The sequence below is a fragment of the Maritalea mobilis genome (assembly GCF_004363175.1).
GTDB classification, from domain to species: domain Bacteria; phylum Pseudomonadota; class Alphaproteobacteria; order Rhizobiales; family Devosiaceae; genus Maritalea; species Maritalea mobilis.
In genome coordinates, this window is the sequence record NZ_SNYR01000002.1 from 482883 (window position 1) to 507678 (window position 24796).

Genomic DNA, 24796 nt, shown 5'->3' on the forward strand with positions numbered 1-24796 from the left:
GGCAAATCTGCGCGTCTTCTCGGCGGCTTTGGCTACCGAATCGAACACTTTTTCACCTATCGCAATTGATCGGCGGGGTTTTGAGGCATCCTTGTATGCCCGTCCTGGCACCCACCCAGAGACCCCGACCCTTTGTTCTGCCGTCATCCCAATTGGCCGCAAATGGGCAAAGGAAAAGCAGTGGACCTTTATTGAAGGCACCGCCGCTTGGGCAGACCCCGCCGGCATCATCAACTCTCAGGCTTTCGAAAGCTTGCGTGATGAGATTTTGGACCAAGTGAAACAAGCCATGCCGCTTGATGCGGTGGCGCTTGGTTTGCATGGGGCGATGGTGGCCGCAGATTATGATGACCCGGAGGGCGACTTGCTCGCACGGGTTCGTGAAATTGTTGGCGCGGATTGTGTGATCTGCGCCACTTTTGATCCGCACAGCCAGCTTACGCAAAAGCGGGTGGATCAACTCGACTTCTTTATGGCGTTCAAAGAGTTTCCTCACATTGATTTTGTGGATCGCGCAGAAGATCTTTATCGCATTTTGGATGCCACACTTCAGGGCCAAGTGAAGCCTGAGGTGAATGTATTTGATTGCAAGATGATCGATGTGTTTCCCACATCGCGCCAGCCAATGCGCAATTTCGTCGATAAGATGATATCGCTTGAACAAAGCGATCAAGATATTTTATCTCTCTCCCTCATCCACGGTTTTATGGCATCTGACGTACCCGAAATGGGCACCAAAATGGTGGTGGTGACTGATGGGCAGAGGGAAAAAGGCGCGCAGCTTGCGCGGGAACTCGGCCTTGAAGTTTTTGCCATGCGCGGCAAAAGCATGCCGGAGCAACCCAATGAGGTTGACGCAGTAGCCGATGCCGTAGCCACCGCAAAAGGTGCGCAAAAGCCTGTTGTTCTAACAGATATGTGGGACAATCCGGGTGGCGGCACGGCGGGTGACGCTACCGTGATTTTGGAAGAGCTGATGCGCGTTGGCGCCAGCAACTTTGCTGTGGGGACCATTTGGGACCCGATTGCGGTGCAAATCTGTTTCGCAGCGGGCGAAGGTGCAGTGATCCCACTTCGCTTTGGCGCTAAGTCGGCTCCTTTCACTGGCAATCCGGTGGATAAGCGGGTGAAGGTTGAAAAGCTTGTCACTAATGCAGAGCATCGTTTTGGCGATAGCTTTGTGCCCATGGGCGATATTGCCACCATAAGCTTTGACGGGATTGAAGTTATCCTGAATTCAACCCGCTGCCAAAGCTTTGATAAGAGCCTTTTTGAGGTGGGCGGTGTCGATTGGACGCGCAAGGATATTTTGCTGATCAAATCCACCAATCATTTCTATGATTCATTCGCGCCGATTGCGGAGAAGGTGATTTATTGTTCAGCAGGTCGGCCTTATCCTAACGACCCTGCGACAACAGATTATCAAAAAGCGCCAAAAAACATTTGGCCCAAGGTCGCTGATCCGCATAATCTGGGCTAACCAAATCAAACGCGCCAAGCGGGAAATCATAATGACTGAAAACAACTCGATTTATAATCTGAGTACGCCTGTTGTGCTGATCGATGAGAACATCGTGGATGCCAATATTAAACGGGTGCAATCTTACCTCGATCAAGCGGGCAAAAAATCGCGGCCGCATATCAAAACCCATAAGATTCCTCGCTTTGCGCAAAAGCAGCTTGATGCCGGAGCCATTGGCATCACTTGTCAAAAAATCTCTGAAGCCCAGGTGTTCGCTGATGCGGGCATTAAGGACATTATGTTGACGTTCAACATTGTCGGCGCGGAAAAGATGGAGCCCTTGCGGCATTTGAACGAGCAAGTCACCTTGTCCGTCGTTGCCGACAGCGCTGCAACCATTGAAGGCTTAGCGGCCGCATTCGATGGCCATAAGCCCCTAACCGTTTTGGTGGAATGCGACACAGGCGGCGGGCGCTGCGGGGTACAATCGCCTGCCGAAGCCTTAGCCTTGGCGAAGAAAATCGACGCCGCATCTGGCCTCACCTTTGGTGGGTTGATGACATATCCGTCACCCAATGGCGAAGATGATGTTGATCTGTTCTTCAATCAAACCAAAGCGTTGCTGGATGAGGCAGGCATTGCCTGCCCTGTACTTTCAAGCGGTGGGTCGCCGAGCCTATTTTCAGCGGAAAAAGCCAAGTCTGCTACCGAGCATCGTGCGGGGACTTATATTTATAATGACCGCTCTTTGGTGCGGGCGGGCCATTGCACGTTTGATGATTGTGCCATGACCATTTTGGCCACTGTTGTGTCGCGCCCGACCGATAATCGTGCGGTGCTGGACGCTGGGTCGAAAGCGCTTACGTCTGATCTGCTGGGCTTTTCGGACTTTGGCTATATTGTTGATTATCCTGAAGCAGTGATCAGCGGCCTGTCTGAAGAACATGCGGTTGTTGACCTTTCTGCCTGCAAAGACAAGCCGAAGGTTGGCGACAAAATCCGCATCATCCCGAACCACACATGTGTGGTGAGCAATTTGATGGACCAAGTTGCGTTGCATCGGAATGGCGAGTTTATCGAAATGATCGATGTCGCTGCACGCGGTCGGGTTTGGTAGCCCTTATTTCGAGGCGAAGATCAGTTTGGCGGGAATTTGACGCATATCGTCATTTCCGCCACTGGAAATTGATCTAAAATTTTAGAAAACTCCAAGAAATTACAGCAGAATTTCAATGGAGTTTTATATGTCACGCACAGATCTGCTTTTCACCGCCATTTCTACCTATTTGGACGCCATCTATTCTTGCGATGTCGATAAGTTGGATGCGGTGTTTCACCCCTCATCCACCCTATTCGATGCAGACAATGGCGAGATCTTCGTTGACCCCATTGCCAGCTTTCGCGCTGATGTGGCCAGCCGTCCTTCGCCTGCCAGTTTCAACCAAAAGCGATATGATGAGATCATCACCATTGATTGGTTGTCGCCATTGAGTGCCATGGTGAAATTGCGCCTGCGCTCACGCACGAGCATCTTTGTCGATCACCTCAATTTTGCCTGGGACGAAAAACGGGGCTGGCAGATCGTGGCCAAGATTTGGCATTTAGAAGGTGAATGCGAATTGGAAACAATGGCGTAGACAAAAAAGAACCCCATCAAAAGATGGGGTTCAGGCCCGTGGGGAGGAGCCAAGAAAGCCTCGAAAGAGATTTTCTGTCAGTCTTAGTCGAGATCAGGCAAGCCCAATCCTTTAAGGTCCAAATTGCGCGTAAAGGCTTTGCCATCTGCATCAAACAGGTGGCAGTCTTTTGCGTTGAAGCGCAGTTTGAATTTCTCACCGGCTTTGATTGGCGCTGAGCCGCTTTGCACGGTGCAGATCACTTCATCTTGGCCTTCGCGGTTGGCATAACCCACTGTGTGGATGCCCAAACGCTCAACAACATTAGCTTGAAGGTCCAAACCAATCTCGCCTTCTGACAAGTGGGTGTGCTCAGGACGGATGCCCAAAGTGAGCGCACGATCTTTAACACTGTTTGGATCAACGGCAGTGACGGGCAAAACAAATTCGCCGACACCAGGCACTTCCACCCGAACGCCATCTTTTTCAACGCCTTTGCCAATTACTTCCAAGAAGTTCATCTTTGGGTTGCCGATAAAGCCGGCCACGAACAGATTGTCTGGCTTGTGATACAGCTCAAGTGGCGAACCAACTTGGGCGATGTTACCTGCGTCCAACACCACAATCCGGTCAGCCATGGTCATGGCTTCCACTTGGTCGTGGGTCACATAAATCATTGTTGCATCCAAATCATGGTGGAGCTTGGTGAGCTCAACACGCATGGTGGCACGCAATGCAGCGTCCAAGTTTGACAAAGGTTCGTCGAACAAGAACACGCTTGGTTCACGCACAATCGCACGGCCAATGGCCACACGCTGGCGCTGACCGCCAGACAACTCGCCCGGACGGTGTTGAAGGCGTGGGGTCAGGTGCAAAATCTCTGCAGCTTTGCGAACCTTTTCATCCACTTCTTCATTTGATCGTTTTTCAACGCGCAAAGGGAATGCAATGTTCTCATATACACTCATATGCGGGTAAAGCGCATATGATTGGAACACCATCGCGATGCCGCGTTTAACTGGTGGCAATGTGTTGACAACCTTGTCGTCAATCTCAACATCACCAGCTGTAATTTCTTCAAGGCCGGCAATCATGCGCAGCAAAGTTGACTTGCCACAACCTGATGGTCCGACGAACACGATGAATTCACCGTGCTTTACGTCAAGTGAAACGCCCTGAATGACCTCAACGTCGCCGTAGCTTTTTTTAACGTTATCGAGTTTGAGTTGACCCACGGTCATCCCCCCCTAATTTGCGGTTTTCATTGCAGGGCCCGCCAATGGCGGACCCCACGTTTTTGCAAAGGCTTACTTGTAGTCTTCCAAGTCTTCAGCTGCAATTTCAACAGCTTCAGCGGCTTCAACTTCGCCCAATACAACGCCTTGAACAGCTTCGTTGATCACGTCTTGCAGACCAACATAGTCAGTTACGAAAGGCTCTGGACCACCAGTTTCGATGGCGTCAAGGAATGCACCCCAGGTTGGGTCTTCTTCCAAGATTTTCGCCACACCTGGGTGGTTAGGACGCAATGGTGTCAAACCTGCAGCAATGTCAAATTCCATTTGCTTGTCTGGGCTTGTCATGTACTTCGCAAAGTCCAACGCAGCCTCTTCAACACCTGAACCTTTGAACACTGCATATGAGTCAGTGATCAACAATGTGCCTGGTGTGCCCATTGGGCCAACTGGAATTGGTGCTACGCCCCAGTTTGTGTCGGCAATAGCAGAACGCTCCCATGGACCAGAAATGAACATGCCGATTTTGCCTTCCACGAACAATGGACGCAATTTCGCACGGTCATAAGCAACTGGACCTGGCTGAGAAACTTCAGCCATCTTACCATAGAACTCAAGTGCTTGTACGTTGTTTGGTGAGTTGAATACGATCTCGCCGTCAGCGTTGATCACTTCACCACCGTTTGTGTACACATAGTTCATGAACTGGTGCATTGTGTTGTCGAATGAAGCGGCAGCCAAACCGAAGCCATCAGCGTCGGTGTTGTCTTTAATGGCTTTCGCAGCGTCGTACATCTCATCCCAAGTTTTAGGAGGAGTTTCTGGGTCTAGACCAGCAGCTTCAAACAGGTCTTTGTTCCAGTACAATGCTTTTGTAGAGAACGCGCGTGGTAGACCCCACACTTTGCCGTTCGCAGTTACTGTTGCCAAAACTGGGTCGGCCCAAGTTGCCAACTCTTCTTCTGACAAGTCGTGAGACAAGATCAGATCGTTTTGTGCCAACTGCTTAAGGGTACGAGAACCCATGTAAGCAACCGCAGCTGGAGTGCCGGCAGCAGCAAGTGTTGTTGCTTTTTCTTGGCACTGGCCCCAAGGCACATATTCGATTTGAACGTCAAAACCAGGATTGGCTGCTTCCCACTCGCCGATGTGCTTGGCGTTTACTTCACCGCCAAATGTGTCATCGCCACACAGGATAACCTGGATCGCTTGTTGGTCTTGTGCAACTGCGAAAGTTGCAGAGCTAAGCAGCAATGCGCCACCAAGCATAATTTTAGTCAGTTTCATCTTGAACTCCCTTTTTTCTGCCAATTAGTACAGCGCTTCTTATTCCTTAACTGCGCCAGCAGTCAGGCCAGCGATGATGTATCGCTGCAAGAAGATGTAAATGATCAGCACTGGCAAAATGCCGACCAAACTCGCGGCCATCACTTCGTTCCAAACAACGGTTTGACGACCAAAGAACTGGTAAATACCAACCGGCAAAGGATGCAGGTCAGAATTTGAATTGAATGTTAACGCGAACAAGAATTGTTGTGCATAGGCGCCGATAAAGGTCGCAATGGCCACCACAACGATACCCGGCATGGCGATCGGCAAGATCACTTTCAGCAAGATATACGGACGGCTTGCACCATCAACCCAAGCGGCTTCTTCCAATTCGCGTGGAATTTTCATTAGATATGAGCGCAACAACCAGATGGCAGTTGGGATCAAAAAGGCTGCGCCCGGAATGATCATCGCCATATAAGTGTTGAGCAAGCCCAAATTGCGCATCAGCTGGAACAATGGAATGATCAACACAGCACCACCCACCATGTTAATGGCAAGGAATGCGGCCAACATTGCATCGCGGCCTTTAAATTCGAACCGTGCGAAGGCCCAAGCTGCTGGCACCACAGCGATCAACACGATGATCGTCACGCAGGTTGCGATGAAGAAGCTGTTCCAAATGTAGCGCGCCAAACGTGGTACGTTTTCCCACATGGTGAAATAGGCTTCAAAGCTCATATTCTCCGTAACAATTTTATACGGAATAGAGTTGATCCGGTTCAGCGGACGCATGGACACCAAGAAAGCTTCCAAAAACGGCGCGAGAATGAACATGAGGAACAGGGCAATGCCGAGATAGATGCCGACAATTTCCCACCAACGGTACTTATTTATCATTGTTCAAGCTCCTTCTTGCCATGCGTGAAAGCATGCAGAAATAGAATGCTGCGAACGAAGACAAGAAGATCACGATCATCACAGCGCGTGCGGCACCTTCACCATAGCGGTTTCGAGAAATCGCCGTTTTATAGGTGTCGATAATCATGGTCGTTGTGGAGCCACGTGGTCCGCCTTCGGTCAAAATCCAGATGATGTCGAATGAGTTGAAGGTCCAAATCGCACTCAATAGTCCCATGGTGGCCACCGCTGGCATAATCAACGGCAATGTGATGCGACGGAAACGGTACCAACGGCTTGCACCATCTACCCATGCAGCTTCGTGCAAATCAGGCGAGATAGATTGCATGGCCGCCAGCAAATAGATGGTGACCATTGGCGTGCCCACCCAAACGTCTGTAACAACGGTTGAATAGAATGCGCCCGTGCGGTCGCCCAAAAATTCATATGGTCCTGCAAGAATACCCAAATGCTGTGCAACGCCGGAAATCATGCCGAATTGGCCGTTATACATCCAGCGCCACATGAATACGCCAATCGCAATTGGCACAATCCAGGGGGGCATCACCAACACGCGGAAAAAGCTGCGGCCTGGCACTGCCGAGTTGAGCAACATCGCGCCCAAAACACCAACAATCATTTTCAAGGATACTGAAATCGCCATCCAATAGAATGTACGGCCGATCACTTCCGGAAAATTGCGAGAAAAGATTTTCTCATAGTTGGCAAAGCCGATAAATTCTTCAGTTGGCTTTAGCGATGCATCCGTAAAAGATAGCCGGACTGTTTCCAACAGCGGCCATGCTACAATTGCGAGCGTTATGAACAACGCTGGCAAAAGCAGCAAATACGGAAACACATTTGGACGTCCCCCCATTGCTTGCATTTAAGCAACCTCCTCCTTTGCAAGCTTGTAGCTGTCAAATTTCGCCCACGTCTCAGTGAGGTCAATGACAGAATGCGACAAGCGTGCTTCGTCTAGTTTAATTGCAGTCAGGCCAGCTTCCAAACCATCCAAAATGGACACTGGAAGTTTTGCGCCATTCCGCAAGTGATTGAAAATATCCTCAATCATCTGCTCATCAGCCCCGTAGTGAGCAGAAAGATTTGAGGCTTCATATGATTTGTCGACCAAAGTCTCGGAATTTTCAGCTGCTGTCAGCTTGAAGAAATTGCGAATGAAATCGCCTTCCGCCATGCCTTTAGAGCCGATCACTGCGAAACGACGAAACTCGTCTGGCACGTTCATATTGGTGTGGAAGCACAGGTTTTCCCCGCCTTCATATTCGATCAGCGCTGTTTGATAGTCGATGATATCGCCATCGCTATCGAAAACCTTATCGCTGCCATTCCAGCCGCTTGGCTTATATTGGTAAACATTCGCCAATTCTGCTGGTTTGTTTTCTGGCACGAAAGAACGACGACCGCCAAAGCTGGCCACACGTTTTGGCCGTTTGCCCACAAGGCCTTGATAAAGGTCCAAATCGTGACAGCATTTTTCCAGCATAAAGCCACCAGAATATTTTGAGTTCCGGCGCCAATCGCGCATAAAAAATGCGCCGTGATAAGGCGCAATATGTTCTGATGCTTCGATAGATGCGATGTTGCCCAATTTGCCGTTGTCGCGTGCTGCAATCAAATCGCGGTAAAGCGGAGCGTAGCGCAACACCAAGCCAATCATCACTTGGTCAACATTGCCAGCTTCCTGCAACAGTTCAAGCAACTCAAAGGTTTGCTCTTCCGTTGTAACCACTGGCTTTTCAGCAAAGGTTTTCACACCAGCTTTAATTGCGATCCGCAAATGCTCAAGGTGCATATGGTTTGGTGAGCCGACCATCAACAGATCAAGGTCATTTTGCTCAAGAAGCTCTTCCAAGCTGTTAAATGGCTTACCCGGATCAAAAGACTTTAGCGCCGAAGGGTCAACTGAGATGCCAGGCACCCCTTGACCATTGACCAAGCCTAAGCCAGCCGGATTTGGGTCAACATAACCAACAAACTCAATATCCTTCTGAGTTTGGCCGATGACCTGCATCAAATAACCTATACGATATCCCAGTCCAACGACACCGATTTTAAAGGTCATACGATCCCTCCCGATCTTGTATGAAATTAATTTTCGTACTTTGGACCAAAATTTGTAAATTCTCAAGCGAGATTCGTAATTTTGCCCCCAATTTATGAAAATCAATTTCATGAAGTGCGGTAAGTTCTTGAATCTTAAATTCAATTTTAGGCAAGTTTATGTGGAAAGCAGATGTAGTCACGATGCTGCGCCCTCCAAATTTGCCAATGCTTGAACCAATTCTTCAACACGGCTTTGCACCGTTTCGCGCCGACCATCTTTGGCCGAGAATCCAAGGTCCTGCGCCGCTTTTGGCGATTGTGCCAAGGGCGCAGAACAGGAGGAATGCAAACTTGTGATGCCATTGATCGCCAACAGCTCTTTTGCGTTGGCCAGACCAACGCCAGAACCTGGCATAATTTCAATGCGGCCCGCCGCGCGTTCGACCAATTGGGCAATCAATTCAATGCCCGCGCTGGCGTTTGTTTTTTGCCCGCTAGTGAGAATACGGTTAAAGCCAAGCTCAATGGCTTGCTCCAACGCTTCAAACGGGTCTGGCGTCACATCAAATGCACGGTGCAAGGTGATATCCATGCCGTTGGCAGCAGCCACCAGCTCGTTCAACATGGCCATATCGAGTTGACCATCTTGCTGGGTCGCGCCAAGCACCACGCCTTGCATATTTTCGCTTTGCGCCAGCGCAATATCGTCCAACATCAATTGCATTTCATGCTGATCAAAGCAGAAGTCGCCTTCACGCGGACGGATCATCACATGCGCACGCATTTTCTGCGCGGCAGCAAAGCGCATAAAGCCACGATTTGGCGTTAGACCGCCCGCAACAAGCGCGGAACAAAGCTCCACACGATCAGCGCCGCCCTTTTTGGCTGCGATCAATGCCGCTGGAGTATCGATGCAAATTTCAAGCGTGATTTTTGACATTACGCCACCCCACGCATTTGATTGGGGCGCAAATAGGCTGCGCCAACCAGGCCCGCATTTTTCACATGGTGTGCAGGCACAACCAAAGGATGGTCATATGTGTTCAGCACCATGGTGCGCACGCGGCGATCAATTTCAGCAATCAGATCATTGGCATGGGCCAAGCCGCCCCCAACAGGCACAGATTCTGGACCTAGCGCATTGACGAACGTGCTGAGCACCCGCGCGACCATTTCGGTACATGCCTCGATTGTGCGTGTCGCCGCGGCATCGCCCTGGCGCCATGCATTCAGAATATCTTCCGCGCCAAGCTCAGCTTGATGCAGCGCCTTATGAACATTTTCCATGCCGCGTGCGCCGCCGACGGTATCCAAACAGCCTTTTTGGCCGCAGCCGCACTGAAAATAGCCCATATGCTCGACCATACCGCCAGCCGTTGGGTCAACAACAGGCCCATGGCCCCATTCACCTGAAATGCCGCCAAAGCCGGTGACAATATCGCCATTGATCACCATGCCGCCGCCGACGCCCGTGCCCAGCACAATGGCAAACACGTTTTGCGCGCCTTTGGCTGCGCCTGCATAGGCTTCGGCAAGCGCGAGACAATCCGCATCATTTGCTACAATCACAGGCACATTAACCCGCGCTTCAAGCAAGCCGGAAAGGTTCTCGCCTTTTAGGCAAGGAATGTTGGCAATGGTGAGCGCGCCCGTCTTAGGGTCGGCAAAACCTGCGATTGAAATGGCAACATAATCCCGCTGCGCAGCCGGCGCTTCTTGCACCATTTCAACCATCGCGGTCAAAAAGCCATCCAGTGAATCGCCGGGCGTTGGCCGCTTGCCAGCAATCTGCACAATGCCATCCTGATCCGGCCAGCCAGATCGAATATTGGTGCCGCCAATGTCAAAGCAGACTGGCATTAGTGCGCCTCCCCTTCACCCTTAATCCAAGTTTGGGTGACCTTCATATCGTCTTTTCCAAAAGCAACGAGATCAGCATCAAAGCCCGGTGTAATGCGGCCAATCTGATCATCAAGTTGCAAAAATTCTGCTGGATAAAGCGCAGCCATGCGCAAGGCCTCACCAAGCTCCACGCCCAACTCTTTGTGGGTGAGCTCAACCGCGCGCATCATATCCAAATCGGAACCGGCCAATGTGCCATCTTCCAGCGCGCAGCGCCCATCCACAGCGTGAATGGTTTCGCCGTATAAATTGAAATGCTTTTCCTTCGCGCCAACTGTCGCCATCGCATCAGACACAAGCATAATTTTGCCCTGCTTTTTCGCCCGCACAACAATGCGCGCGCTGGCGAAATGCAGATGGTAGCCGTCAACGATCAAGCCGCACCAGCTGTTCGGATCATCAAGACCCGCACCAACAACACTAGGCTCTCGGTTTGCCAAAGGTGGCATCGCGTTAAACAAGTGCGTAAAGCCGCGCAGACCAACATCCAGCGCTTCGCCCACTTGCTCATAAGTGGCGGCGCTGTGGCCAGCGCAAACATGCACGCCCTTCTCGCTCAAATTTGCAATAAAATCTTTTGGCACGCACTCGGGTGCCACGGTGACAATCACTTTTCCCAGATCACCACGTGTGAACAGATCAAAGGCATCCGCATCCACTTGGCGCAAAAACTCTGGAGCATGTACGCCGCGGCGCTTCAAGCTGAGATATGGTCCTTCAAAATGCACGCCGCGCACACCCGGCACGCCAGCCTTGATCGCGGTGCCGATTGCATCAGCGGCTTCGCACATAACTTCGAAGGAATCTGTAATCAAAGTCGGCATAAGCGTGGTGGAGCCATATTGACGGTGGCCACGGACAATTTCCGTCAACCCTTCAACATTGCGCTGATCATTAAACATGATCCCGCCGCCGCCATTGACCTGCACATCAACAAAGCCCGGCGCAAGCACCTGCCCTTCAAGGTCAATCACTTGATCATATGCATTTTGGTCGAATTGATCAGAACCGGAAATTAAACGGACAATCTTACCGTCAGCGATCTCGACCATATGGCCGTTCAAAAAAGTCTCACCATCAAAGACTGAGGCATTTTTGAGTAGAATCGCCATCGATTTCGCCCTCCTGCACCGCAGATCAACTGACAGCGCCTTAATTTCCTTTAGCGAATGCAATTTCAAAACAGATTAGAAACTACAAATCTCGCCCTTCCCAATCTCATTAAATCCAATTTAATACCATTTTGCAACCAAAAAATCCCAAAAATTACACCTGTGAAAAACAAGAACGTTAATCTAATTTAACATACTGAATTATAATGATTTTTCCCAAAACCTAGAGTTGATCTTATCTCGAATTTCGACACAGTACCATTTGAAACTACGTTTTAAAGGTCTGGCTGAACTGCAAAAACAGACCATTGATCATACATTGGTATTTAGTAGGTTTTGAACTTCAAATTTGCTGGGCAAATTAAAATAGTTAATGCTTTTTAAGGCGAATTGCGTTCAAGTAGCATTTAAATGGATCGGTTACCGGGACTGAACATGGCGTTACCAAAACAAATTCATCGAATGGGACTAATGAGTTCTGCATGCGCAAGTATTCTGATGCTAGCGGCTTGCGGCCCTGGCGCATCTGGAGGCGGCACAGGCGGTAGCACATCAACAAGCATTACAGCAGCTTGGGCGACAGGCAGCGCTGGCACCGAGAATTCAGCCCTTGCGACGACAATTGCAAACTCAAGCGAGTTTCTTGCCGTTGACCGAAATTACGTCCGCGCGAGCACCAAGCCGCATGCCTATCGTTTGATCAAGCTTCACAATGCGCTTTCAACTGGTTTAACTGGATCTGGCCAGCTTGTCGCTGTTGTCGATGATGGTTTTCTAACAACCCACGAAGAGTTCAGCGGTAAGATCATCCACGAGTATGGCATCGTCGCACCTTATCTCGGTTCCGATCACGGCACACATGTCGCTTCGATTGCGACAGGCAATCAAGGTACAGGTGAGATTATGGGCGTCGCGCCAGAAGCAGATCTTCATCTTGCCTCATTTGAACGAAACGGCATCCTAGGTCTTGGCTATGCGACCGAGGATGCAGCAAGCAAAGGCGCCGTGGTACAGAACAATTCTTGGGGATACAATTACTCTATAACCAACATCCAGAGCCAGATGTCGTCTGGCAAGTCGGCAGCGGCGGCATTGGCAACTTATACCACCGACAGCACTGCGGATTGGCAATACTACATCAATGCACTGGATGAATTCCAGAAAACAGGCGTCATTGTGTTTGCCAATGCGAATACAAATTTGGGCGATGTAGATATGAGCGCAGGACTGCCGGTTGTTGCGCCAGAATTGGCCGAAGCTTGGATTTCGGTCTCTGAAGTAGAGTTCTTTATTGATGCATCTACCGAAAAGATTTTGTCTGCAAAATTACTGTCCACGCCTTGTGGGCAAGCCGCAGAGTTTTGCCTTGTTGGTGACGGTGAGACCTACGCCGCATCTGACAATGCGAATAACGCGTACGAAGGAGGAGCCGGCACCTCCTACACGGCACCTCAAGTCGCTGGTGCGGTTGCTTTGCTGGCCGAGGGCTTTCCGTCTTTGACTCCAGGGGAGTGGCGCGACCGGCTCCTTGCTTCCGCAGACAACCTTTTTTTTGCTAGTAACATTGACGGAACAACCGACTTCGGCGGCGGTGTCACGCATGGTTATTCCGATATTTTTGGCCATGGTGTGATGAACATCTCTGCAGCGTTGCAGCCTATTGGGGATGTGAGTGTGGTGCGCGGGGCGGATTTGAGTAGCGGTACGCGTTCATCTTTGGGTGATGCATCGATCTCTACCGGTGCAAGCTATGGTGATGGGTTGTCACGCATGTTGCGTGAGCAGGAAATGGCTGTGTTTGATGCGTTGAATGGAGATTTCAGCATTCGCGCAGATTATTTTGTGCAAGAGGGCAAAAACACTTATCAATCCGCTTCTGTTGATCAATTGCAAGATAAAGGCCAGTCCCGCACTTCACTTTCATTGGGTGACGAGACAAGCAATGTGAACAATGTGCTCTATTTCGGGGCGCAAGATGGCCTTGCACAATTGCAAACAGATTTGGGTTTAGCCAATAGTTTGGCGCCAAATGTGTCGGTACTTTCTTTTGCAGAGACAGCAACTGCGGTTTACCAAAGCCATGAAACAAGCTTTGGCGAATATGGATTTTACGGCTTTAGTGCCCAGCATAGCGAAAATCTGAACGGCTCGCTTTCTGGCGCGGGGGCTTCTGCGAAGTTCAATCTTGGCAATTCTTCTTTGCGACTCGGCTTTAACCAGATGGTGGAAAGCGGCGCTTTCCTCGGCATGGTGGGCAATGATGCGTTTAACACGCCGACATTGGCCAGCGCCCAGAGCGCCAATTTGAGCTTCAACACTGATCTTTCAAACGGCATCAATCTATTTGGTGGTGCCGAGCTGGGCCGCGCAGTTGGCCAGGCAAGTGGCGATGGATTTGTGACCAATTTTGATGGCGCAAGCTTTTCTGGTTTCCATATTGGCGTGGCGAAAGCTGACCTGCTGCAAAAGGGTGACCGCGTGACCCTTTCCTTAGCGCAGCCCATTCGCGCTGATGCAGGTACGGTCACCATGAATTTGCCTGTCGGACGGGATAAGGATGGCAACATCATCTATGATCAGGTCACTGGCAATTTGTCACCATCTGGTCGTGAGATCGATATTGCCGCAAGCTACTTCATGCAGCCAGATGCGTTCAGCACTTTGCAGTTTGATGTGATGTATGCGCTTGATGCGGGCCATGTGGCAGGTGAACGCACCTATGGCATTGGTGCTAGCTTTAAGCGCGACCTGAACTAAGTTCTGCGTTTAGCTAAAAGAATTAAGGGGCCGCATGGCCCCTTTTTCGTGTCTATCCTAATCAACGAACACGCCATAGATGCGTGGCGATGTGCTGACTGCAATTGATGCGACGGTCAGGCCACCTTCCAACGCCATCTGCAACCCCTCACCTGCCATATAGGATGAGATAAAGGCTGCATTGAAAATATCGGAATATCCAACTGGGTCGTTGGTTTCAAATGGGTCAATCGAGGCGGTGACCATTTGGCCCTGATAAAAGCCATCCGCACGGGTGTGGCCGCGCTGCACCACCAAAACCTGGTGGTCGGCCAAGGTTTTCACCAATGCCTTTTCGGCCTCGTCCACATCATCTTCTTCCATCACGGCGCACAATTCATGCTCGCGCATCAAGATACAATCGGTAGCGCGCACCCAGCTTAGGAACACGGCACGTGTATCTTCGGTCCACCCTTCAAAAGGGCGGTCGTGGCTGAGCGCGGTGGTCCACCCCATGGTGGACAACATCATCAGAAGCTGAGACAGGCCAGCGGTTACCGCTGGCATCAAATGCGCGCCGGTGACGAGAGCGAATGAAGATTTTGACGTAGCGGGCGGAATGGCGTCGATCATGGTGTCGAGCGTTACATCCTGCAAATGTCCGGTGGAGTTGAACACCACCACATTGCCGCCATTGTGCAGCATGTTCACAGAAACTGTTGTCGCTGTAGGGATGGTGGTCCAAGCGGTGGTGCCCGGCTGAAACTCGCCCTGCAACCATGTGCCCAAATTGTCTGACCCAACGGTGGCGATCAAACGATGGTCAACGCTGAGGCCTGAAAGCGCCAATGCTGTGGTGCCTGCGGCCCCGCCTGCGCGAAAGTCTGAAGATGACATGGTCATCTCTGTCCCGAAATCCGGCCAACGGTCCAAATCGCCCATCACTAGTTCGATATTCACGTTCCCAAGAATGAGCAATGGGGGTGAAGCCATATGGTCGATTTCCCTCGTTCAGTTAACTGGCACACTAATCACAATTTGTGCTTAATCAAATATGAAAGTGTTACGATACTGACAATTTAGTCGCGTTTTTGCTAATTTATCAGCAAAAATTCCTGCCAATTCCATCCACGAATAAAAATTTCCGGATGATTACCCATAGAATCTGGGGCGTTGGACCAATCGAACAGCGTCGAACCTATCGAAAAAATTTTTATAACATAAAAAATTCTTTACTCACCCCAACATTCTTGTATCTTCTGAAGATCAATATGATGGCGGCGACGGTGCTGGATGGGGAGAGTCAAGCACACGCCGATGTAACCATCCAGCGGGGCGTTAAATGTTACAATATCTTATCAAGCGCATCTTAATGATGGCCTTGACCTTGTTCTTGATCATTACGCTTACATTTTTTCTTATGCACGCCATTCCTGGTGGGCCGTTCACTTCTGAGAAAATGTTAGCGCCAGAAATTGAGGCAGCATTGAATGCCAAATATGGTTTGGACAAACCGATTTGGCAACAATATTTGAGTTATCTGCAGGGCATTCTGACGTTCGATCTTGGCCCTTCCTTTAAATATCCAGGCGTGCGCGTGAATGACCTTATTCGCGAAGGTTTGCCCGTGACGGCGCAAACTGGCTTTTTGGCCATGTTGTGCGTTGTGGCGCTGGGTATTCCGCTGGGCATTGTGGCCGCCCTCAATCAAAACAAGTGGCAAGACACCACCATTATGGCCGTCGCCACAATGGGTGTGGCCATTCCATCTTATGTGTTGGCCACCATTGCGCTTTATCTGTTTGCGCTGCAATGGAACCTGGTGCCCACATTCGGGTTGGACGATTGGCGCGGTTATATTTTGCCCGTGGCTGCTTTGTCTGGCTTTTGGCTTTCTTTCATTGCGCGTTTGTCGCGCTCATCACTTTTGGAAGTGTTGGGGCAGGACTATATGGTGACCGCGCGGGCAAAGGGTCTGCATCCCCAAACCATTTTGTTCAAGCATGGCATGCGCAATGCGTTGATCCCTATCGTGACCGTGTTGGGTCCTGTTGTGGCAAACTTGCTGACCGGCTCATTCGTGATTGAGCAGATTTTTGCGTTGCCGGGCATTGGCCGCCACTTTGTGCTTTCAATTTCCAACCGCGACTACACCACCATTATGGGCATCACGATCTTTTATGCAGCATTTTTGATGCTGATGATCTTGATTGTTGACCTTTTATACATGGTGCTCGATCCGCGCATTAAACTGGCGGAGAAATCATAATGGACCAGCATAAAATGACGATCCCGGCAGATAAATGGGCCCCGATTGATCGCGGTGCGCAGGATGCGGAATTTATCGCTGCGCCAAGCCTGACCTATTGGCAGGATGTGCGCCAGCGTTTGTGGCGCAATCGCCCCGCAATGGCCAGCCTTGCCTTTATCATCTTTCTGATTTTGGCGGCCATCTTCGGCCCGATGATGACACATCACACCTATTATGATCAGGATTTGAAGCTTTCAAATATCCCACCAATCTTTGAGGTTTATCAAACCTCGCCGGAAGATGGTGAGCCGCAATATGTGTTTTTGAACAGCGGCAACTTCAAGCTTTATGAAGTGAACGAAGGTGGCGAAATTCTGGGTCTGTTGCGGGCAAAGCGCAAAGATTTGATGAAAAAGCAGCACATCTACGCCTTTGGCGAAGAAGAACTGCGGGTGGATTATAGCCAGTTGCCAGCGACGCTGGTGGATGGCGATGGTAATCCAGCCACCTCACTTGGCCTTAAATGGAACCAGACCAACTGGTTTGGCACTGATAGTTTGGGCCGCGACGTGCTGGTGCGTCAGCTTTATGGCGCGCGCATCTCGCTTACGGTTGCTTTTGTGGCCGCGCTCGTGAACTTCTTTATCGGCGTTTTCTATGGCGGCGTTGCGGGCTATTTCGGCGGCAATGTGGACAATGTGATGATGCGGATTGTGGAAATTATCTCCACCATTCCGCTCACGCTATATGTGATCCTGATGATGGTGGTTTTCCAATCCGGCTTCCTTTCGATCATCATCGCCATCGGCTCGGTGTTCTGGGTGGATATGGCGCGGATTGTGCGCGGGCAAATGCTCTCGCTTAAAAATCAGGATTATGTGGCGGCGGCCAAAACCATGGGCGCCAGCACCAAGCGGATTTTGACCCGCCATTTGTTGCCCAACACGATGGGCCCAATTTTGGTGACCCTGACGCTGTTGATCCCAAGCGCGATTTTCATCGAAAGCTTTATGAGCTTTATCGGCTTGGGCGTAAGCGTGCCGATGGCTAGCTGGGGCACCTTGACCGCTGAAGCGGTGGAAACCCTGCGCGCCTATCCGCACCAATTGTTTTTCCCTGCAGCCGCAATTTCATTGACCATGTTTGCCTTTAACTTTTTGGGCGATGGATTGCGGGATGCACTTGATCCGAGGTTGCGCAAATGAGTTCAGCACCTTTATTGAAAGTCGACAATCTCACCACCCATTTCCACACGTCGCGTGGCGATGTGCAAGCAGTGCGCGGCGTCAGCTTTGACGTGAAGCCGGGCGAGATTTTGGGCATTGTGGGCGAAAGTGGCTCCGGCAAGAGCATCACCTGCCTTTCTGTGCTTGGCTTGTTGAAAGCCAATGGCGAAGTGGTGGACGGGTCTGCCGATTTTGAGGGCAAGCAACTTACCGGCCTGTCCGATAAAGATTTGCGTGCCATCCGCGGTGATGACATTGCGATGATTTTCCAAGACCCGATGACCAGCTTGAACCCAACTCTAACAGTGGGCGAACAGTTGATCGAAACCATTGTGGCGCACAAGCCTGTTTCACGCGGCGAAGCCCGCAAGCGGGCGCTTGAACTGTTTGAACTGGTGAAAATTCCAAGCGCTGCAAGCCGGTTGGACAATTACCCGCACGAATTTTCGGGCGGCATGCGCCAGCGGGTGATGATTGCCATGGCCCTCACCTGTGACCCAAAATTGCTGATCGCGGATGAACCGACGACCGCGCTTGATGTGACCATTCAACGCCAAATTTTGCTGTTGCTGAAAGACCTTCAGGAAAAGCTGGGCATGGCCATCATCTTGATCACCCATGATTTGGGCGTGATTGCTGAAGTGGCTGACCGGATTTTGGTGATGTATGGCGGCATGGTGATGGAGACAGGCGACGTTTATGACGTGTTTGAGTCTCCGCAGCATCCATATACGACAGGGCTTTTGGATTCGATCCCAGATGTGCGCAGCCACAAAAAAGAGCGGCTAACACCGATCCCCGGTTCACCGCCAGATATGTTGCGGCCACCGGAAGGGTGTCCGTTTGCGCCACGTTGTCCTCATGCGATGCAGCAATGTTTGGAAGCAATGCCGCCGCTATTTGAGCGCCCCAACGCCAAGCCCACAGTGCATGAAGCCCGCTGCTGGTTGCATCATGATGATGCGCCGGATTCCCTGAAAGCGATTTTCAAAGCCCCGGAGGCTGCCAATGGATAAGCAAACGCACATGAATGAAGATGAAATTTTGATGCGGGTGCGTGACCTGAAAAAGCATTTTCAGGTGTCAGCTGGATTTTTCGGTCAAAACCCTAAATTTCTAAAAGCCGTTGATGGTGTAGATCTCGATATTCGTCGTGGCGAAACGCTGGGCCTTGTGGGCGAAAGCGGTTGCGGCAAAAGCACCCTCGCCCGCACCTTGATCCGGCTTTATAGCCCCACAGATGGCGTGATTGAATTTAACGGCACTGATTTGGCCAAGCTCAAGGAAAAAGAGCTGACGCCTCATCGCCGTGATATTCAAATGATCTTCCAAGACCCCTATGCCTCGCTCAATGGCCGCATGAATGTGCGCGATTTGATTGCCGAGCCATTGGAAATTGCAGGCATAGGCGACGATAAAAGCCGCACAGCACGGGTGCATGAACTTTTGGAAGTTGTGGGCTTGAACAAGGACCATGCCAACCGCTTCCCGCACGAATTTTCTGGCGGTCAACGCCAGCGGATCGGCATTGCCCGCGCCATTGCGCTCAACCCGCAACTTGTGATTTGCGATGAAGCCATTTCGGCGCTTGATGTGTCGATCCAAGCGCAAGTGGTGAACATGCTTGAGGATCTGCAAAAAGAGCTTGGTCTCACCTATTTGTTCATCACCCATGACCTTTCCATGGTGAAGCACATATCTGACCGGATTGGTGTGATGTATTTGGGCAAACTGGTCGAAATCGCGCCGAACAATGCGCTTTATGACGATCCGAAACACCCTTACACCCGCGCACTTTTGGCCTCCATCCCCATTGCGGACCCGGTGGAAGCGCGCAAAGATAATCAGGATCAAATGCAGGGCGAAATCCCAAGCCCAATCGATATGCCTTCGGGCTGTCGGTTCCGCACACGTTGCCCCTTGGCAACCGATTTGTGCGCCGTGGAAGAGCCTGAGCTAAAGGAATTGGCTGACAACCACAAAGTTGCCTGCCATTACGCCGAATAATCGGCACATTAAACCAAGGGCCAACTCAAAATGGCCCGAATGATAACAATGGGGACTTTCCCCAATGGAGGAGTGAGATGTTAAAAAAACTGATCCCTCTCATTGCAGCAACTTCATTGGCACTTGGTGGTGCAGCATATGCTGAATCTTCACTTGTCTATGTGGTCAACAATGAGTCTGACACGTTCGATCCAGGCACCACAAACGAAACATTTGCGGCGCCAATCATTGGCAACACATTTGAAGGTTTGGTGAAATTTGCACCTGATGGTGCGATTGTGCCCGCATTGGCTGAAAGCTGGGAAATCTCAGAAGATGGCCTGACCTACACATTCAAATTGCGCGAAGATGCAAAATGGTCAGACGGCAAACCTGTCACTGCTGAAGACTTCATCTATGCATGGACACGGGTTTTGACCCCGGCCAGCGGCGCGAAAAACTCTGCCCTTCTTTATCACATTGAAGGCGCACAAGAGTTTTATGAAGGTGCAGAAGCCAAGCCAAACATGAAGGCTGTTGACGAGCACACTGTTGAGTTCACTTTGAAGCAGCGCGTGCCTTACATGTTGCAGCTTGTGGCTTACTCAACATATTTCCCTGTTCGTCAGGATGTTGTTGAAGCTGACCCAGAAGGTTGGACACGCAACCCAGACACATATATCGGCACCGGCCCATTCCGCGTGACTGAAATGAATTTGGGTGAAGGTTTTGTTTTTGAGAAAAACCCAAATTACTACGGTGCTGAGGGCGTTAAACTCGACAAACTGACTTTCCGTTTGATCCCACAACAATCAACAGCTTTGGCTGCGATGGAAGCAGGCGATGTGGACGGTATTGAATCTGTTCCAGCCTCTGAAATTCCGCGTTTGTCAGTTGAAAGCGATGCGTTCTTGGTGATCCCATCTTTGGGCACCACATATGCGTTCTTCAACCCTGCGCAAAGCCCAATTGATGACGTTAAAGTGCGTAAAGCACTTTCAATGGCCATCGACCGTCAAGAGATCGTAGAATTCGTTCTTCAATCTGCTGACGTGCCAGCAACTGGCTTGGTGCCTTACGGCATGAACATTGCGGGCGAAGATTTCCGCGATGTGGCTGAAGATTATGGTTTGGGTGAAACAGCTAAAGTTGAAGAAGCTCAAAAATTGTTGGCTGAAGCTGGCTATCCAAATGGCGAAGGTTTCCCTGAAACCGTGTTCATGACCTATGCTTCACCTCCAATCCAAAAATTGCTCGAAGCTATTCAGCAAATGTGGAAAGAGAACCTCAATATCGACGTTAAAATCGATGTGAGCGAGTGGAAAGTATACTACCCAGAAGTGCAAAAGGTTGAGTACCAAATCGCACAAATGGGCTGGGGCGCTGACTACCCGCACCCGATGACGTTCTTGGACAACTTTGTTTCAACAAGCCCGAACAATTTGGCTAAATGGTCAAACGCAGACTATGACGCAGCAATTGCAGCGTCTAAAGCGGCTGTTGATCAAGCTGACTCATTGGCGGAAATGGCAAAAGCTGAAGCGATCATGATGAATGATCACGTGATTTTGCCAATGTATCACCGCAACTCATACATGATGATGGGCACACATGTTAAAGGCTTCTGGCGTTCAACATTGGGTGTACCTTACTTCGCAGACGTAACAATCGCGGAATAAGCATCTACATCATTTTGCTTTGAAGAAGGCGGAGCGTTCATCGCTCCGCCTTTTTTGTAAACTGGTTCAATTATGCGGTTCTTTTTAATGATGCTAGCATTTGCTCAAGTATGATTCTCTTGATGCAATTGAGGCCTAAAGCATGAACCGATCAGAACGCCGCCGCCAAGAAAAGCTTGCGCAAAAGCAGCAAAATACTGGCACGGGTCAAGGGCCGATAAACGACTTGCTGGCACAAGGTGTTGCCCACCACCAAAAAGGCGAACTGCCGCAAGCCGAAGCCAAGTATCAAGCCATCCTAAAAATCAATCCGCAACATGGCGACGCCAACCACCTGATGGGCCTTCTGGCCAAACAAGTTGGCAAGTTTGACATCGCAAAACAGTTAATTGAAAAGGCCCTGTTGGCGAATCCCAATCATCCGCAATATCTCAACAATATGGGTGCAGTGCTAAAGGATTTGGGGGATTTAGAAAGCGCCAAAACGCATCACGAGCTGGCGATTAAAGCCAATCCTCAATTTGCTCAAGCTTATAATAGTTTAGGCATCGTCGAAAAAGCATTAGAGCGTTTTGATGAAGCACGAAGTGCCTTTGAAAAAGCGTTGGAGCTTCAGCCGCAATTTCCAGAAGCACTTAGCAATTTTGGCAATTTGTATGTCGAACTAGGCGAGCCAGAACGTGGATTAAACTACATCGATTTAGCGCTCAAATTGGCCCCTAAATTTCTGGATGGCCAATTCAATCGCGCACATGCTTTGCAACAGCAGGGCCGAATAGATGAGGCTCAAACGCAATATAAAGCCCTTATCGAAATGAGCCCGAAATTTGCGCCCGCATATCGAAATTTGGGATTGCTCCATAAAGATAATGGTCAACTCGGCATTGCCGTCGAATTATTGCAAAAAGCAGCGGAACTCGAGCCGCAAAATCCTGACCATTATTATAATTTGGGGTTGGCACTAGCTGAAGCGGGCGACTACACCGACGCGCTTGCATGTTTTGAAGGTGCCTACACACTTAATCCAGAACATGCTCACGCATTTAATGATCATGGCAATGCACTATTTGCAATGGGGCGAAGTAAAGAGGCCAGCACCAGTTATGCCAAAGCGCTGGAGTTGGCGCCAAATTCGGCGGGCATGCATAACAATGCGGGAAATGCTTTTTTGCGTCGAGGCATGTTGGAGGCAGCCCGTTCTGAATTTGAACGTGCACTCGAATTACGCCCTGACCATGCCAGCGCCCATAACAATATGGGTGTTCTGCATCAGGAATATGGCGAGTTTGCCGAAGCGCAATTCCATTATGAGCAAGCCATTGCAGCCAAACCTCGGTATGCTGAAGCCTTCTCAAACATGCTATTCACAATGAACTATGATCCGGGCAAATCTGGCGAAGAGATCTTTGAATGGTATAAAAAATATAACGAAGTTTTTGCTGAGCCACTGCAGCATATGCAACAGCCGCACGCAAATTCAAAAGATCCGAAACGTCGCTTGCGCGTCGGCTATGTGTGTTCCACATTTTATAAGCATTCAACTCATCATTTTTTGCTGCCGCTATTCGAACATGCGATGCGGGATGAGTTTGAGATTTATGCCTATGCCGACTTAAACAAATCTGACGAATTTACTGCCCAGTATAAATCCCATTGCGACCATTGGATTACGACCAATGAGCTGAGTGATCATGCGCTAGCTGAGCGCATTCGTGACGATCAAATTGATATTTTGATTGATATTTCGGGCCATGCGAAAGGCAATCGACTGCCAACTTTCGCGGAGAAACCCGCTCCGGTATCGTTACACTGGCTCGATTTCGGCTACACAACAGGTATGGACGCAATTGATTATTATTTGGGTGACCCATTGGTTACACCTGAACATGATGATCACTTGTTCGGCGAAGGTGCCGTCTGGCGCATGGAGGGACCTTCATTCGTATACCGCCCAGGGCCAGGAATGGGCGACGTAAGTCCACTTCCCGCCAAAGAAAATGGCTTTGTGACATTCTGTTCGCTTTCTCGAACAGTGCGCTTAAACGACAAAACATTGCGCGTTTGGGCAGAAATATTAAAGCAAGTTGAGGGATCGAAATTGCGTCTCGATAGTCGCAATTTTGAGGATGCTCAAATGTGCAATTTGATCGCCGAAAAATTCGCCAAATTTGGGATAGAGCGAGACAGATTGATCATGGGCTTTCATTCCCCGCCATGGGATGTCTTGCGTGAAGTCGATATCGCTTTAGATTGTTTCCCGCACAATTCCGGCACTACCTTAGTTGAGCATCTTTATATGGGGAATCCATTCGTCACGCTTTATGCCCGTGCGAGTGTTGGCACGCTGGGCGGCGCGATTTTAACCAATCTTGGATTGGAAGATTGGGTGGCGAAAACTGAGCAAAACTATATAGAAATTGCCACACAACTTGCGCAAGACCTTGATCAATTGGAACACATTCGTACCGGACTGCGCAAAAAGTTGCAGAATAGTCCAGCAATGGATGAAGAAGGATTTGCCCGCCGAATGGGCCAAGCCTATCGACAAATGTGGACACGCTATTGTGAGGCGCACGCATGAAAGCCGTAATCCTCGCTGGTGGTCTTGGCACGCGCATTTCGGAAGAAACACATTTGCGTCCTAAGCCGATGATTGAGATCGGTGGCATGCCGCTTTTGTGGCATATTATGAAGCTATATTCACATCATGGAATCAATGAATTTGTGGTGTGCTGTGGCTATAAGGGCTATGTGATCAAGGAATATTTCGCCAATTATTTCCTGCATAAATCTGATGTGACATTCGACATTGCCAAAAATGAAATGCATGTGCATGAGCGGCATGCAGAGCCATGGAAAGTTACACTTGTCGATACTGGTATCGATACATTGACTGGAGGACGGCTTAAGCGCATTGCGCATTATGTGGCCGAGGATGACGCATTCTGCATGACGTATGGCGACGGGGTCGCAGATGTAAATATTAGTGCGTTGGTCAACTTTCACAAAGATCATGGTCGTTTAGCCACCATAACGGCAGTTGCGCCGCCCGGACGTTATGGCGCATTGGAAACTGACGGTGACGCTGTGACTGGGTTTAATGAAAAGCCACGCGGAGATGGCGCCGCGATCAATGGCGGTTTCTTTGTGCTTTCACCACAGTGCCTCGATCTGGTGCAAGATGATCAAACAAGTTGGGAGGAAGGCCCGCTGGTTCAACTTGCACAATCTAACCAACTTCGTGCGTTCAATCATGATGGGTTTTGGCAGCCAATGGATACACTGCGCGACAAAAACCGACTGGAACGTGCTTGGCAACTTGGTGAAGCGCCCTGGAAAGTTTGGGATTAGGCGC

20 protein-coding genes are annotated in these 24796 nt (G+C 50.1%); 11 read left to right on the forward strand and 9 right to left on the reverse strand.

The annotated features are described in order from the left end of the window. The first annotated feature begins 7 nt into the window (after positions 1 to 7). From ATL17_RS10170 to ATL17_RS10180, 3 genes are all read left to right on the forward strand, one after another. Positions 8 to 1480: a M81 family metallopeptidase gene (locus ATL17_RS10170; protein WP_133573160.1), complete on the forward strand. Its 1473-nt coding sequence runs from the start codon at positions 8 to 10 to the stop codon at positions 1478 to 1480. A 31-nt stretch (positions 1481 to 1511) separates the two neighbouring features. Continuing rightward, positions 1512 to 2579: a D-TA family PLP-dependent enzyme gene (locus tag ATL17_RS10175; protein WP_133572691.1), complete on the forward strand. Its 1068-nt coding sequence runs from the start codon at positions 1512 to 1514 to the stop codon at positions 2577 to 2579. Positions 2580 to 2706: 127 nt separating this feature from the next. Further along, positions 2707 to 3099 (forward strand): nuclear transport factor 2 family protein, encoded by a 393-nt coding sequence (locus tag ATL17_RS10180; protein ID WP_133572692.1) that lies wholly within the window; start codon positions 2707 to 2709, stop codon positions 3097 to 3099. 83 nt (positions 3100 to 3182) lie between these two features. Here ATL17_RS10180 and ATL17_RS10185 read toward each other — a convergent pair whose 3' ends face one another. The 8 genes from ATL17_RS10185 to nagA form a co-directional block, all read right to left on the reverse strand. Then, entirely contained in the window at positions 3183 to 4319 is a 1137-nt protein-coding gene (locus ATL17_RS10185; RefSeq protein ID WP_166638994.1) for an ABC transporter ATP-binding protein, read from the reverse strand. Between the two features lie 66 nt (positions 4320 to 4385). After that, positions 4386 to 5600 (reverse strand): ABC transporter substrate-binding protein, encoded by a 1215-nt coding sequence (locus ATL17_RS10190; RefSeq protein ID WP_133572693.1) that lies wholly within the window; start codon positions 5598 to 5600, stop codon positions 4386 to 4388. 39 nt (positions 5601 to 5639) lie between these two features. Then, the gene (locus ATL17_RS10195) at positions 5640 to 6482 is read right to left on the reverse strand and encodes a carbohydrate ABC transporter permease (protein WP_133572694.1); all 843 of its coding nucleotides are present in this window, start codon (positions 6480 to 6482) and stop codon (positions 5640 to 5642) included. Then, complete coding sequence (locus ATL17_RS10200; protein ID WP_133573162.1) at positions 6472 to 7359, reverse strand: carbohydrate ABC transporter permease; 888 nt, start codon at positions 7357 to 7359, stop codon at positions 6472 to 6474. The genes ATL17_RS10195 and ATL17_RS10200 overlap by 11 nt, the downstream gene beginning before the upstream one ends. Before the next feature lie 9 nt (positions 7360 to 7368). Next, positions 7369 to 8568 (reverse strand): Gfo/Idh/MocA family protein, encoded by a 1200-nt coding sequence (locus tag ATL17_RS10205; RefSeq protein ID WP_133572695.1) that lies wholly within the window; start codon positions 8566 to 8568, stop codon positions 7369 to 7371. A gap of 177 nt (positions 8569 to 8745) precedes the next feature. Continuing rightward, a complete protein-coding gene (locus ATL17_RS10210; protein WP_166638995.1) occupies positions 8746 to 9489 on the reverse strand; it encodes a copper homeostasis protein CutC in 744 nt (247 codons plus the stop codon). Further along, a complete protein-coding gene (locus tag ATL17_RS10215; RefSeq protein WP_133572696.1) occupies positions 9489 to 10409 on the reverse strand; it encodes an ROK family protein in 921 nt (306 codons plus the stop codon). Before ATL17_RS10215 ends, ATL17_RS10210 begins: the two co-directional genes overlap by 1 nt. Then, positions 10409 to 11563 carry an N-acetylglucosamine-6-phosphate deacetylase gene (gene nagA, locus ATL17_RS10220; RefSeq protein WP_133572697.1) on the reverse strand — a complete coding sequence of 385 codons (1155 nt, stop codon included), beginning with the start codon at positions 11561 to 11563 and terminating at the stop codon, positions 10409 to 10411. The genes ATL17_RS10215 and nagA overlap by 1 nt, the downstream gene beginning before the upstream one ends. Before the next feature lie 471 nt (positions 11564 to 12034). On the opposite strand from nagA, the gene ATL17_RS10225 reads away from it, so the two are divergent. Beyond that, positions 12035 to 14320, forward strand: a complete 2286-nt coding sequence (locus ATL17_RS10225) for a S8 family peptidase (RefSeq protein ID WP_166638996.1) — start codon at positions 12035 to 12037, stop codon at positions 14318 to 14320. Between the two features lie 57 nt (positions 14321 to 14377). Here the strand turns inward: ATL17_RS10225 and ATL17_RS10230 are convergent, their stop codons facing one another. After that, positions 14378 to 15292 carry a carbohydrate kinase family protein gene (locus ATL17_RS10230; protein ID WP_133572699.1) on the reverse strand — a complete coding sequence of 305 codons (915 nt, stop codon included), beginning with the start codon at positions 15290 to 15292 and terminating at the stop codon, positions 14378 to 14380. Positions 15293 to 15641: 349 nt separating this feature from the next. Here ATL17_RS10230 and ATL17_RS10235 point away from each other — a divergent pair, with 349 nt between their 5' ends. The 7 genes from ATL17_RS10235 (at position 15642) to rfbF (ending at position 24792) form a co-directional block, all read left to right on the forward strand. Then, positions 15642 to 16568: an ABC transporter permease gene (locus ATL17_RS10235; RefSeq protein WP_133572700.1), complete on the forward strand. Its 927-nt coding sequence runs from the start codon at positions 15642 to 15644 to the stop codon at positions 16566 to 16568. Next, entirely contained in the window at positions 16568 to 17755 is a 1188-nt protein-coding gene (locus tag ATL17_RS10240) for an ABC transporter permease (RefSeq protein WP_133572701.1), read from the forward strand. Before ATL17_RS10235 ends, ATL17_RS10240 begins: the two co-directional genes overlap by 1 nt. Further along, complete coding sequence (locus tag ATL17_RS10245; RefSeq protein ID WP_133572702.1) at positions 17752 to 18792, forward strand: ABC transporter ATP-binding protein; 1041 nt, start codon at positions 17752 to 17754, stop codon at positions 18790 to 18792. The genes ATL17_RS10240 and ATL17_RS10245 overlap by 4 nt, the downstream gene beginning before the upstream one ends. After that, positions 18785 to 19783 carry an ABC transporter ATP-binding protein gene (locus tag ATL17_RS10250; RefSeq protein ID WP_208111183.1) on the forward strand — a complete coding sequence of 333 codons (999 nt, stop codon included), beginning with the start codon at positions 18785 to 18787 and terminating at the stop codon, positions 19781 to 19783. The genes ATL17_RS10245 and ATL17_RS10250 overlap by 8 nt, the downstream gene beginning before the upstream one ends. Before the next feature lie 77 nt (positions 19784 to 19860). Next, positions 19861 to 21441, forward strand: coding sequence for a peptide ABC transporter substrate-binding protein (locus tag ATL17_RS10255; RefSeq protein ID WP_133572703.1), 1581 nt, complete (start codon positions 19861 to 19863; stop codon positions 21439 to 21441). Positions 21442 to 21583: 142 nt separating this feature from the next. Further along, positions 21584 to 24022 (forward strand): tetratricopeptide repeat protein, encoded by a 2439-nt coding sequence (locus ATL17_RS10260; protein ID WP_133572704.1) that lies wholly within the window; start codon positions 21584 to 21586, stop codon positions 24020 to 24022. Further along, positions 24019 to 24792 carry a glucose-1-phosphate cytidylyltransferase gene (gene rfbF, locus ATL17_RS10265; protein ID WP_133572705.1) on the forward strand — a complete coding sequence of 258 codons (774 nt, stop codon included), beginning with the start codon at positions 24019 to 24021 and terminating at the stop codon, positions 24790 to 24792. Before ATL17_RS10260 ends, rfbF begins: the two co-directional genes overlap by 4 nt. Positions 24793 to 24796: the final 4 nt, after the last annotated feature.